The organism is Streptomyces sp. DSM 118878 (genome assembly GCF_052936595.1).
The window spans coordinates 852,033-864,142 of the sequence record NZ_CP193622.1 but is presented as its reverse complement, the minus strand read 5'-3'; the positions used below and the strand labels follow the sequence as shown (position 1 = coordinate 864,142).

General features: G+C 72.7%; 11 protein-coding genes. 5 read left to right on the top strand and 6 right to left on the bottom strand.

The window, feature by feature from the left end; translation table 11 throughout:
• Window positions 1-31: 31 nt before the first annotated feature.
• Window positions 32-898, top strand: a complete 867-nt coding sequence (locus ACRAKF_RS03770) for an SDR family oxidoreductase (RefSeq protein ID WP_447035365.1) — start codon at window positions 32-34, stop codon at window positions 896-898.
• A gap of 30 nt (window positions 899-928) precedes the next feature.
• On the opposite strand, the gene ACRAKF_RS03765 is transcribed toward ACRAKF_RS03770, so the two are convergent.
• From ACRAKF_RS03765 to ACRAKF_RS03755, 3 genes are all read right to left on the bottom strand, one after another.
• Window positions 929-2,638: a DUF885 domain-containing protein gene (locus ACRAKF_RS03765; protein ID WP_447035364.1), complete on the bottom strand. Its 1,710-nt coding sequence runs from the start codon at window positions 2,636-2,638 to the stop codon at window positions 929-931.
• Between the two features lie 115 nt (window positions 2,639-2,753).
• Window positions 2,754-3,431: a hypothetical protein gene (locus tag ACRAKF_RS03760; RefSeq protein ID WP_447035363.1), complete on the bottom strand. Its 678-nt coding sequence runs from the start codon at window positions 3,429-3,431 to the stop codon at window positions 2,754-2,756.
• A gap of 55 nt (window positions 3,432-3,486) precedes the next feature.
• Window positions 3,487-3,996 (bottom strand): Lrp/AsnC family transcriptional regulator, encoded by a 510-nt coding sequence (locus ACRAKF_RS03755; protein ID WP_447035362.1) that lies wholly within the window; start codon window positions 3,994-3,996, stop codon window positions 3,487-3,489.
• Window positions 3,997-4,056: 60 nt separating this feature from the next.
• On the opposite strand from ACRAKF_RS03755, the gene ACRAKF_RS03750 reads away from it, so the two are divergent.
• Window positions 4,057-5,349 carry a trans-sulfuration enzyme family protein gene (locus ACRAKF_RS03750; RefSeq protein ID WP_447035361.1) on the top strand — a complete coding sequence of 431 codons (1,293 nt, stop codon included), beginning with the start codon at window positions 4,057-4,059 and terminating at the stop codon, window positions 5,347-5,349.
• On the opposite strand, the gene ACRAKF_RS03745 is transcribed toward ACRAKF_RS03750, so the two are convergent.
• Window positions 5,261-6,715, bottom strand: coding sequence for a GNAT family N-acetyltransferase (locus tag ACRAKF_RS03745; protein WP_447035360.1), 1,455 nt, complete (start codon window positions 6,713-6,715; stop codon window positions 5,261-5,263). The genes ACRAKF_RS03750 and ACRAKF_RS03745 overlap by 89 nt on opposite strands.
• Window positions 6,716-6,817: 102 nt before the next feature.
• A complete protein-coding gene (locus ACRAKF_RS03740) occupies window positions 6,818-8,413 on the bottom strand; it encodes an alkaline phosphatase D family protein (RefSeq protein WP_447035359.1) in 1,596 nt (531 codons plus the stop codon).
• A 291-nt stretch (window positions 8,414-8,704) separates the two neighbouring features.
• Between ACRAKF_RS03740 and ACRAKF_RS03735 the strand changes: the two genes are divergently transcribed.
• A complete protein-coding gene (locus ACRAKF_RS03735) occupies window positions 8,705-9,115 on the top strand; it encodes a VOC family protein (RefSeq protein ID WP_447035358.1) in 411 nt (136 codons plus the stop codon).
• Here ACRAKF_RS03735 and ACRAKF_RS03730 read toward each other — a convergent pair.
• Window positions 9,073-9,960 (bottom strand): alpha/beta fold hydrolase, encoded by an 888-nt coding sequence (locus ACRAKF_RS03730; protein ID WP_447035357.1) that lies wholly within the window; start codon window positions 9,958-9,960, stop codon window positions 9,073-9,075. The genes ACRAKF_RS03735 and ACRAKF_RS03730 overlap by 43 nt on opposite strands.
• A 154-nt stretch (window positions 9,961-10,114) precedes the next feature.
• Between ACRAKF_RS03730 and sigJ the strand changes: the two genes are divergently transcribed.
• Both sigJ and ACRAKF_RS03720 read left to right on the top strand, forming a co-directional pair.
• On the top strand, window positions 10,115-11,005 hold the full coding sequence (gene sigJ, locus ACRAKF_RS03725) for an RNA polymerase sigma factor SigJ (protein ID WP_447035356.1): 891 nt from the start codon (window positions 10,115-10,117) through the stop codon (window positions 11,003-11,005).
• 329 nt (window positions 11,006-11,334) lie between these two features.
• The gene (locus ACRAKF_RS03720; protein WP_447035355.1) at window positions 11,335-12,096 is read left to right on the top strand and encodes a GntR family transcriptional regulator; all 762 of its coding nucleotides are present in this window, start codon (window positions 11,335-11,337) and stop codon (window positions 12,094-12,096) included.
• Window positions 12,097-12,110 lie beyond the last annotated feature (14 nt).

Here is a 12,110-nt window from a genome sequence, read left to right as displayed (position 1 = left end):
TCCCTGCACGCCCCCGACCTCACCCTCCATCATGAACCGCATGCCGCACTTGCCGCCTTCCGCTTCCGCTCCCACCCCCGCCCAGCTTCGCCGGGATCCGCTTCCGTTGCGGGGGAGGACCGCGCTCGTCACCGGGGCCAGTCGGCGGGGCGGTATCGGGTATGCCGTGGCGCGGCGGCTCGTCGCGTACGGGGCCGGGGTCTATCTGCATCACCACGTACCGCACGACGCCGCGATGCCGTGGGGAGCGGACCGGCCGGAGGACGTCGTCGAAGGAGTGCGTGCCGCGCTCGGCGACCCGGACGCCACGGTCTGCGCGGGGCCGGGGGACCTGTCCGAACCCGCCGCCCCCGCCACACTGATCGACACCGCCGCCGACGCGCTCGGCGGCCGGATCGACATCCTGGTCGCCAACCACGCGCTGAGCGGCGGCGACGGCACGCTCGACGAGATCGACGCGGCCATGCTCGACGCCCACTGGGCGGTCGATACACGGTCGGTGATCCTGCTCGTCCAGGCGTACGCCCGCCTGCGGGCGAAGCTGCCGCCCCGGTCGCCCGGCGGGCGCGTCGTCATGATGACGTCCGGGCAGGACATCGCGGGCGGCATGCCCGGCGAGATCGCCTACGCCCTCCAGAAGGGCGCCCTCGCCTCGGCCACCCGCTCGCTCGCGACCGCGCTCGCCGACCTGCCGGTCACCGTGAACAGCGTCAACCCGGGCCCGGTCGACACCGGTTACCTCACGGGCGACGCCTACGCCCGGGTCGAGGCGATGTTCCCGGCGGGCCGCTGGGGCATGCCCGACGACCCGGCCCGGCTCATCGCCTGGCTCGCCACCGACGAGGCCGAGTGGATCACCGGGCAGGTCATCGACTCCGAGGGCGGCTGCCGGCGCTGACCGGTGGCAGCGGTGCCACCGGCGCCGCTCTCACAGCTTCGAGAGTTCCTCCACCAGGTCGTCGAGGCCGAGCGACCCCTGCGAGAGCGCGGCCATGTGCCACGCCTTCGCGTCGAACGCGTCCCCGTGGCGGCGCCGCGCGTTCTCCCGGCCGAGCAGCCAGGCGCGCTCGCCCAGCTTGTAGCCGATGGCCTGGCCGGGGATCGTGAGGTAGCGGGTCATCTCGCTCGCCACGTAGTCCGTGGGGCGGCTGCAGTGCGCGTCGTAGAACTCCTGGGCGAGGTCGGGCGTCCAGCGCTCGCCCGGGTGGAACGGCGAGTCCGCCGGGATCTCCAGCTCCAGGTGCATGCCGATGTCCACGATGACCCGCAGTGCGCGCATCATCTGGGCGTCGAGGTAGCCGAGCCGGCGCTCCGGGTCGGCCAGGAAGCCCAGCTCGTCCATGAGCCGCTCCGCGTACAGCGCCCAGCCCTCCGCGTTGGCGCTGACGATCCCGACGGTCGCCTGGTAGCGGGAGAGGTTCTCCGCGACGTGCGCCCACTGCGCGAGCTGGAGGTGGTGGCCCGGCACGCCCTCGTGGTACCAGGTGGAGACGAGGTCGTACACGGGGAAACGGGTGTCGCCCATCGTCGGCAGCCACGTACGGCCGGGCCGCGTGAAGTCCTCGGACGGGCCCGTGTAGTAGGGGGCGGCGGCGCCGCCGGGCGGGGCGATGTGGGACTCCACCCTGCGTACCCGCTCGGCGAGTTCGAAGTGTGTGCCGTCCAGCGCCTCGATCGCCTCGTCCATCAGCTCCTGGAGCCAGACCCGTACCTCTTCGACGCCCTCGATGTGCGTGCCGTGCTCATCCAGGTGGGCGAGCGCCACCCAGGGGGTCGCGGCGCCCGGCAGGATCTTCTCGGCCTCGGCCCGCATCTCCGCGAGCAGCCGGTGGAACTCCGTCCAGCCGTACGCGTACGCCTCGTCCAGGTCGAGGTCGGTGCCGTTGAAGTAGCGGGAGAGCAGGGCGTAGCGCTCGCGGCCCACGGTGTCCGGCGTGCCCTCGATCGCGGGCTCGTAGACGTCCCGCATCCAGTCGCGCAGCGCGGTGACGGACGCGGTGGCGGCGCGGGCGGCCGTGTCGAGGTCGGCGCGCAGGGCCTCGGGCCCGCCGGCGGCGAACTCCTCGAACCAGCCGCGCCCGTCCCCCTCCTCGCCCGTCCACTCGGTGAGCTGCCCGATGAACGTGGCGGTGGGACGCGGCGCCGCGAACAGCTTGCGCTCCAGGCCGATTTCGAGTGTGGCGCGGTAGCCCTCGAACGCGGCCGGTACGGCCCGCAGCCGCTCGGCGATCGTCGCCCAGTCCTCCTCGGTCTCCATCGGCGTCACGGTGAAGACCTCGCGCACCTGGTGCGGCGTCGTGTGCAGGTTGCCGACCCAGCGCAGGTGCTCTTCCGCGTCGTGCACGGCGAGTTCGGCGGTGAGCCGCTCCCGCAGGAGCCGGCCGCACCGCCGCTCGGCCTCGCTGTCGGCACCGGGCCTGCGCTCTGCCTCGTCCAGCCGGGCCAGCGTCGTCCGCGCGAGCAGCGCCAACGCCTCCTGCCCTGCGGGAGAGGTGTCCGGGAGCCGGCTGTCACTCTCCTTCACGCCGAGGTAGGTACCGGTGATCGGATCAAGGGCGATGAGCTCGTCCACGTAGGCGTCGGCCACGTCGCGGGGGAGGGGGGCGGTGTTCGACTGCGCGTGCTTGGTGTCTGGCATGCGGACATCCTGGCTCCCGGCGTCCGGCGGGCGCCAGTGCCTTTGAGACGCGCGTCGAGCACCTAGGTCCGCTTTCGCACGCTTCGCCGAGATGATCGCCCCGACCGGCCCCGGATCACCCGGTGATGGAGCCGGCGAACTCGGGGAAGTCGAGGTCGGCGTCGTCGCTGTTGCGCTGCACGGTGACGACGATCTTCTTGCCGTACTTCGACTCGAGCGCGTTGTCGTGGGTCTTCGTCGCCGACACCCCGGGAGCCAGGCGGCCCTCCAGGGGCTCGGAGCCCTTCTCGAACGATGTCACCGACGCCTGGCCGCCGTTGGTGGCACCCTCGACGATGAGCGACAGGTCGTCCAGGGCGGCGGCGGACTTGCCGTTGTTCGTCACCTTAAGCTTCACCCGGAAGTCGGTCTCGCCGGGCTTGGCGGATTCGAGGAGCTCCGCGTCATGGCCGGTGAACACCTTCGCCTCGGTGACCGACACCTTGAGCCCGTCCGGCCAGGCGTAGGACTCGCCGAACCTCAGGTCCGTCGGCCGCGCCTCGGCGCCGTCCTCGCCCGTTCCGGCGTCGGCAGCGGCGTCCTCACCGGCGCCTTCGTCGGAGCAGTACTTCATCCAGTCGGCCTGGCTGATGTCCTCGGCCATGCAGTCGGGCTTCCCCGACGCCGCGGTCTTCTTCTCACCGGACGCCTTCGAGCCGGCCGTGTCACCGCCGTCATCGCCGTCACTGCCGCCGCAGGCGGTCAGAGCGGCCAGGAGCAGGGCGGCCGTGGCCGCGGTGGTGCGTATGCGCATGTGTCCCCCAAGGTCGAGCGTTGGCACACAGTAATCCAGACGTCGCCCGTGACCATCATTCACCGGTGGTGTCCCGCGCCGTCTCGCCCCCGGCGTCCGGCGGCAGCAACGGACCGCACTCCCACTGCTGGAAGATCAGCCGCGTCTCCACGCGCGCCACCTCGCGCCGCGCGGTGAACTCGTCGAGGACCAGGCGCTGGAGGTCCGCGGGGCCGCCCACCGCCACGTGCACCAGGAAGTCCTCCGGGCCCGTGAGGTGGAAGAGGGACAGCGACTCCGGCAGCTCCCTGATGCGCTCCACGAAGGGGCCCACCAGGTCCCTGCGGTGCGGCCGGACCTGGACGGAGAGCAGCGCCTGGAGCCCGCGCCCGAGCTTCGCCGGGTCGAGGCGGAGCTGCTGTCCGAGGATCACGCCGGAGCGCCGCAGCCGGGTCACGCGGTCAAGACACGTGGACGGCGCGACACCGACCTGCGCCGCGAGGTCGCGATACGTGGTCCGGGCGTCGTTCTGAAGGACGCGCAGGATGTGGAGGTCCACCGGGTCCAGTGCGACGGATTCGGGCATCGGGCGAACGTAGCACGGGATTCGGGGCCATTGGCCCGGCGTGTGTTCAGCCTGTGAGGCATGGACGCGAACACGGAGACAGTCAGCACAGCCGGTACCCGGGCCCTCGCCACCGAGGCCGTGCACGCCGGGCGGGAGGACCTCGCCGGGCTCGGCCTGCACGCGGCACCGATCGACCTCTCGACGACCTACCCCTCCTCGGACAGCCGTGGTGAGGCCGCCCGCATCGACGCCTTCGCCGCCGAGGGCATACTCGACGACGGACCGCCCGTCTACGCCCGGCTCGGCAACCCGACCGTGGCCCGCTTCGAGACCGCCCTCGCCCGGCTCGAAGGCACCGAGAGCGCGGTCGCCTTCGCGAGCGGCATGGCGGCGCTCACCGCGGTCCTGCTCGTACGGGGTTCAGCGGGCCTGCGGCACGTCGTGGCGGTCCGGCCGCTGTACGGATGCAGTGACCACATGCTCACCGCGGGGTTGCTCGGCACCGAGGTGACCTGGGTGGACCGGTGGGACGGCGCGGGCGCCGGCGGCTCGGATGCCGACAGCGCGGAGGCTCTGGGCAAGGCCATCGCGGAGGCCGTCCGGCCCGACACGGGGCTCGTGATGGTCGAGTCGCCCGCCAATCCCACCCTCGCCGAACTGGACCTGGCCGCGGTGGCCGAGGCGTGCGGCGAGGTGCCGCTCCTGGCCGACAACACCTTCGCCACGCCCGTACTCCAGCGGCCCGCCGAGAGCGGCGCGCGTCTGGTGCTGCACAGCGCCACCAAGTACCTGGGCGGGCACGGGGACGTCCTCGGCGGGGTGGTCGCGTGCGACGAGGCGTTCGCACGGCAGTTGCGCCAGGTGCGCTTCGCCACCGGCGGGGTGCTGCACCCGCTCGCCGGCTACCTGCTGCTGCGCGGCCTCGCCACGCTCCCCGTACGCGTGCGTGCCGCGTCGGCGACGGCGGCGGAGCTCGTACGGCGTCTTGCCGCCGACCCGCGCGTGGAGCGCGTGCACTACCCGCGGCTCGGCGGCGCCATGGTCGCCTTCGAGGTGTACGGCGACCCGCACGAGGTGACCGCCGGGGTGCGCCTGATCACCCCGGCGGTCAGCCTCGGCAGCGTGGACTCGCTCATCCAGCACCCGGCGTCCATCAGTCATCGCGTCGTGGACGCCGCGGACCGGCACTCCTCCGGGGTGAGCGACCGCCTGCTGCGGTTGTCCTGCGGCCTGGAGGACGTCGAGGACCTGTGGAACGACCTCGACCGCGCACTCGGCCCCGTCAGCGTTCCGTCCGCGGAAGCGGCCGCGGACGCGTTCCGGCCGCGGCCTCGTGGCTCCGGGGCTCGTCGTACGGCGGGCGCGAGCTGACGGGGGTGGCTTCGAGGCGGGCCGTGATGACCAGCGTGCCCTCCTCGATCTGGTAGTCGAGGGGCAGGCCGAGCCCGCGCATCGCGGCCACCATGCCGGTGTTGGACGCCTGCGTCACCGCGTACACGCTCTCGCAGCCCGCCTCGACCGCCATCGACACGAGCCTGCCGAGCAGGTGGCCGCCGATGCCGCGCCGCTGCCACTCGTCCTCGACGAGCAGGGCGACCTCCGTCTCGTCGCCGTCCCACAGCAGGTGGCCGAGGCCGACGATCCGGCCGGAGGCGGTCCGCACGGCCAGGGTGCGGCCGAAGCGGGGGCTGAGCAGGTGGTTGAGGTAGCGGTCGGCGTCGCGCACCGGGCCGTGGTAGCGCATGCCGAGGGTGTGCACCGAGCAGCGCTCGTGCATGGCCTTGGCGGCCTCGACGTCGTCCGTGTCGGCGCGGCGCACGGTGATGGAGTTGCCCTCGGGCAGCGTGAGGACGTCCTGGCTGCGCGGGACGCGCGGGCCGAGCCGCGTGTCCAGCTCCACCAGCGCACGCGCGCGTGCGAACTCCGTGGGGGTGAACGGCAGATACGGCCGCTCCACGGTGATCGTCTCGCCGTCCGGGCCGTCCAGGCGCAGTACGGTCTCGTCCAGCGCCCCGTCCGCAGGGGGCTCCGGTGCCGTGCCCCGCGACGCCGCGGGCAGCGAGCGGATGGTGCAGCGGCCGAGCAGGTGGCGCAGCGCCAGCGGCAGCTCGGCGGCGTCGAGGGCGGTGCGGGTGGCCAGGCCCAGGATGCGGGTGGGGGCGTCCACCAGGTCGTGGGCGTCCGCGCGCTCGATCCAGGTGCCGGAGCCGCCCGCGTGGGCGATCGCCCGGGTGATCTCGGCGGCGGGCAGCTCCTCGGGGGCGCGCAGCAGGAACTCGTCGACCGTGCCGTCGGCCAGCGGGTGCGTCTGGAGGCTCAGGATGTCCACCCGCCGGGTGGCGAACACTCCGCACAGCGCGGCCAGCGAGCCGGGCTCGTCCCGTACGGTCGTACGCATCCGCCAGAGTGACGTCGCCCCGGCGGGAGTCGCTTCCGGCACGTGCGAACCGTCGGGCCCGGCCTGCTCCGCGGGGGTGGGCGGCCGGGCGCCGATATCGTGCGCCGCGGGCGGCGGCGCGTGGTTGTGGCGCCGTGCCCACCAGATGTGGAACCCGGCCGTGGCGACGAGCACCACGGCCGAGATCACGAGGAGGGCTGGCCCTCCGGGGTTGTGCCCGATCGTGTTCGCCACGGCGTCCGCGACCGCCACGGCGGTGAACAGGGCCGCCAGTTCGACCACGTCGCGCCGCCAGTGGTGGGCGGGGCGGCCGTGCTTGGTCCGAGTCACATGAGACATGTCAGTGCGCATACGGCCACTGTGCGGGACCGGTGTTGCGCGATCACAAACGTGCTGTGACCGATGGGTTAAGTCGCCATCTGCCCGCTTTGCGCCGTCCGCCTACTGTCCCACGCGCCCGGGCCGGAGCACCTTGGTGAACAGCACGCCACCGCCCTCCTGCCGCAGCCGCACGGTCAGCTCACCGCTGTCCCCGTCGATGTCGACCTCGCCGAAATACTGCGGGGTTTCGGCGGGCGAGGTGTTCGAGCGGTTCGGTGCCTTGATGAACGTCTGCTCGGGCCCGAAGGTTCCGTCCAGCTTCGCGGCCTGGAAGCCGCCCGCGGCCAGCGGCCCCGACACGAACTCCCAGAACGGCGCGAAGTCCTTGAACGCGGCGCGCGAGGGGTCGTAGTGCTGCGCCGAGGTGTAGTGCACGTCGGCGGTGAGCCACACCGTGCCGGTGATCTTCCGGTGCTTGATGTGCCGCAGGAGTTCGGCGATCTGGAGCTCACGGCCGAGCGGGGCGCCGGGGTCGCCCTGCGCGACGGCCTCGAAGTTCGTTCTGCCGTCCGCCACGACGAGCCCGAGCGGCATGTCGGAGGCGATCACCTTCCACACCGCGCGCGAGCGCGAGAGCTCCCGCTTCAGCCAGGCGAGCTGCCGGGCGCCGAGGATGCCGGTGGCGTCCTCGGGCTGCCTGTTCGTGGAATTGGCGTTGCGGTACGTGCGCATGTCCAGGACGAACACGTCCAGGAGGGGGCCGTGCCGCAGTACGCGGTAGACCCGGCCGTCCTCGTCGCCCGGCGGCAGCGTGGAGATGGGGAAGTACTCGCTGAACGCCCGCAGGGAGCGGCCCGCGAGCACGTCCACGTTCTTCTCGGTGTAGCGGGCGTCGTCCAGGATCTGCCCCGGGTACCAGTTGTTGCGCACCTCGTGGTCGTCCCACTGCACGATGGACGGCACCTGGGCGTTGAACCGCCGCAGGTTCTCGTCGAGCAGGTTGTAGCGGAACGCGCCGCGGAACTCCGCGAGGGACTCGGCGACCTTGGACTTCTCCTCCGTCGTCACGTTGCGCCATACGCTGCCGTCGGGCAGCGTCACGCTGGGCAGGATGGGCCCGTCGGCGTAGATGTTGTCGCCGCTGCACAGGAAGAAGTCGGGGTCGCGGCGGCGCATCTCCTCGAAGATCCGGTAGCCGCCGCGGTCCGGGTTGATGCCCCAGCCCTGCCCCGCGATGTCGCCCGACCACAGGAAGCGCACGCCGTCCTTGCGGCCCTTGGGCGTCGTACGGAACGTGCCGCCGACCGGCTCGCCGGTGCGCCGCGGGTCGTCGGGGTCGGCGAGCAGCACGCGGTAGTGGATCTGCTCGCCCGCGGGCAGGCCGCGCAGCCTGGTCGTCCCCGTGAAGTCCGTGTCCGGGCCGAGCAGCGGTCCGCGCCAGCGTCTGGCGTCGCGGAACGACTCGGTGGCCGACGTCTCCACGATCATCCGCGCCGGGCGGTCGGAGCGGACCCAGACGAGCCCCGCGTGCGCGGTCACGTCCCCCGCCTGCACACCCCACTTGGCCCCCGGGCGGCCCGAGAGGGCGAGCGAGGGAGCCGCCCCGGCCCGTGCCGGCACGGCGAGCGCGGGTACGGCGAGCGCCGCGGGTACGGCGAGCGATCCGCGCAGCAGGCTGCGGCGACGGGGGGACGGGCTCGGCTGACGTGATGACATGAATGCGCCTCCAGTTGACGGGTGCGACCAGTCTGCGGGCGCCCCGCCGGGGGCGCGCCACAGCCTTCACGCGAACCACAAGTGAACAACTCGTCACCCTGGAGGGGAACCGCCGAGCGAGGATCGCCTCGGGCCTAGGCCGTCAGACGCAGGTCTCGGGATGGATGCCAGGGCCGCGCGCCCCCGACGTACGACCGATGGTCACAAGATCCACGGCTGCCTACGCTCATGACCAGGTCACGCCACAGGGCGCGCCGCGCGTCATCGAGCCGCACATTCAGGGGGAACGCCATGCCCGTCAACGGTCAGAGCCACATCCGCATCGCCCGTCCGTCGCGCGACCTGGCCGCGGCGGAACGCTTCTGGGTCGACGGCCTCGGCCTGGGCGTCGTGTACCGGGCGGACGGCGGCGACGCCCCCGGCGAGCACGCCATGCTCATGGTGGGGTGGCCCGACGCCTCCTGGCACCTCGAACTCCTCCACGAGGCCGCCGCACCCGTCCAGCCGCGCCCCACCGAGGAGGACCTGCTCGTCGTCTACGTGGACGGGCCGGTGCCCGAGGAACTCGTCGCGCGGCTGGAGGAGCACGGCGGCAAGCGGGTCACGTCCCCCAACCCCTACTGGAACGAGTGGGGCGTCACGGTCGAGGACCCGGACGGCTACCGGCTCGTGCTCTCCACGCGCGCGTGGTCCAACTCCTGAGAGGGGACACCTCCCGCGCGGCAGGTGTCCAGGACGACGCGGGCGACGAGGGCCGGGTCGTCGTGCATCGGGACGTGGCCGCAGCCGGGCAGGCGGATGAGCCGCGCGCCCGGAATGGCCCGCTTGGCGCGGATGCCCTGACGGGGCAGCAGCAGCCGGTCCCGGGCGCCCCAGGCGATGGTGACGGGGAGGCCCGTGACGTCCTCGCCCATGGGGACGTCGCGCCCGGCCGTGAGCGTCGCCTCGAAGCCCGTGGCGTGGCGCAGCGCGAGCGTCTCGGCGACGACCGCCTCCGGTGAACGTCGCCAGGGACGGGCGTAGATGGTGCTGGTGAGGGCGGTGCGCCCGGCCGCGGACCGCGCAAGGCGCTCGATCGCGGGCACGGGCAGCAGACGGGCGCCGTGCCGCATGGCGAGCAGCGTGCCGAACGCGTAGCGGCGCTCCGCGGGCGTCCAGAAGCCGCCGGGGGACAGGGCGGTGACGGACCGTACGAGCCCCTGCCGGCCCAGCTCCAGGGCGAGCAGGCCGCCCAGGGAGTTGCCCGCGACGTGGGGGCGCTCGACGCCCAGGGCCTCGCACAGGGCGCCGAGTACGGGGACGACCGTCGGGAGGTCGTGGAGCAGGCCGTCCGGCAGCGAGGGCGAGGCGCCGAAGCCGGGCAGGTCCACGGCGATCACGTCGTACTCGGCGGCGAGGATCTCGACCACCGGGTCCCAGGCCTGCCGGTGGTGGCCGATGCCGTGCAGGAGCAACAGGGGTTCGCCGGCGCCCGAGCGGGCGTAGGAGATGGTCGCGGTGCGCGGGCCGCCGGGCGACGCGACATCGAAGGACACCTCGGTGGCCATGGCTGCTCCTGTCCCCGCCGCCGGGCGACGGCTCGTCAAATCGTTAGACGCGTTGTCAGCAACAATTACCGCCCGGTAGCCTCCACTTCAAGAGGGTGGCACGCCCCGCTTTTTTCTCCTGGACAGCCGGTCTCCCGTGGGCTGGGATGGAGCGGTGGCTAACGACAGCGTGACCGACGTCTTCGAAGAACACCGCCCTGTCCTGATGGGCGTCGCCTACCGCATGCTCGGCCGGGTGGTCGACGCGGAGGACGTCGTCCAGGAGGCATGGCTCCGCTGGTCCGCCGCCGACCACGACCAGGTGCGCGATCCCCGCGCCTACCTGGTGCGCGTCACCACGCGGCTCGCCATCGACCGGCTGCGCCACGTGCAGTCCCGTCGGGAGGCCTACGTGGGGCCCTGGCTGCCCGAGCCCTATGTCACCGACTACGGGCCCACCGTGCCGGACACGGCCGAGCGCGCCGTCCTCGCGGATTCGGTCTCCCTGGCGGTCCTCGTCGTCCTGGAGTCCCTCTCGCCGCTGGAGCGTGCCGTCTTCGTGCTGCGCGAGGCGTTCGGTTTCCCCTTCGCCGAGATCGCGGCCACGCTCGACCGCGGCGAGGCCGCCGTCCGCCAGCTCGCCGGGCGGGCCCGCAAGCACGTCGACGCCGGCCGCCCGCGCTACGAGGTGGACCCGGCAGAGCGCCGCGACCTGACCGAGCGCTTCCTCGCCGCGGCGACGGAGGGCGACCTCGACGGGCTGGTGTCGCTCCTCGCCCCTGACGTGCGCCTGATCGGCGACAGCGGGGGCAAGGCCAAGGCTCCGGTGCGCGTCCTGGAGAGCGCGGACAAGGTGGGCCGGTTTCTGCACGGCGCCGCCCGCAAGGGCGTCGGAGGAGCGACGCGACGGGAATTCCGCTTCGCGGAGTTCAACGGCGCGGAGTCCCTGGTGTTCCTCGTGGACGGCAAGCCGGACAGCATCTTCCAGTTGGATGTGGTGGACGGCCTTATCCAGAGCGTCTACATCGTCCGCAATCCGGACAAGCTCGTGACGCTGACCCGTTAGGGCTCAACTAATCCCGTTAGGGCTCAACTAATAGGGACCCACGCAAAGCGTGTGTTTCGTGCGAAAGGGGTCCTCGCCGCCGGGCGGGGGCCCCTTTCCTGTGCGATCTTCCGTCCGCCGGGCCCCCGAGTGGCCGATAAGGCCTGCTTGGCCGCTTGCGAACTCCGCGTGAATGCTCTGTGGCATCGCCCCTGTGCGGACCGTTACGGATCGAGGATTGGTCTTGACCAAGGGTGGGTGCGGGCCTATGGTCGCAGAGATAGTGCAGGAACCTTTAATAAACAAGGGCGCTAAAACGCCGCCGGTAAACGGCGATTGCGGAGGACAGGGTGGGGACCACGCAGCTTGAAACGGCGCCGGAGCCGAAGTACTGGCATCTGAAGACCGTGCTCAGTGAGGCGCTCGACTCCGAGTTCGCCGTCGGGGAGATCCTGCCGAACGAGCGCGACCTGGCCGCCCGCTTCGGCGTCGCCCGCGCCACGCTCCGTCAGGCGCTCGAACAACTGGAGCTGGAAGGCAGGCTGCAGCGCCGCCGCGGGGTCGGTACGACCGTCGCGCCGCCGCGCATGGGCGTGGCCGTCGGCTCCGACCACGGCTCCTGGCCCGGTGCGGCCGGTGACGCCTGGCAGCCCGCGGACTGCGCGCCCGCGGTCCCGCCGGCGGACGTCGCCCGGATGCTGGAGACCCTCCCCGACGAGCAGGTCCACGTGATCAGGCGCACCCGCGTCTCGCAGGGCCAGCCCGTCGCCGCCGAGCTCCTGTACGTACCGATGTCGTCCGTCGCCGAGCTCACCGGCATGGACGCGCCCTCCGGCGCCGCCCGCGCCCGCGTGGTCCTGCGCGAACTGGCACGGCTCGGCCTCGAAGGCCAGGACAGGGCCGTCGAGCTCGGCTCGGCCCGCGCCGACGACGCCAAGGCGCTCGACCGGCTCCCCGGTGCCCCGGTCCTGCTCGTGACGACCCGCTTCCTCGCCGAGGGCCGCACGGCCGCCGTCTCCGTCGCCACCTACCGCGCGGACACCTGCCGCCTCACCTTCGGCGACTCCGGCTCCGTGGAGATACACCACGGCCCCGAGAGCCCCGCCTCCTGACGCGCCTCGTCCCG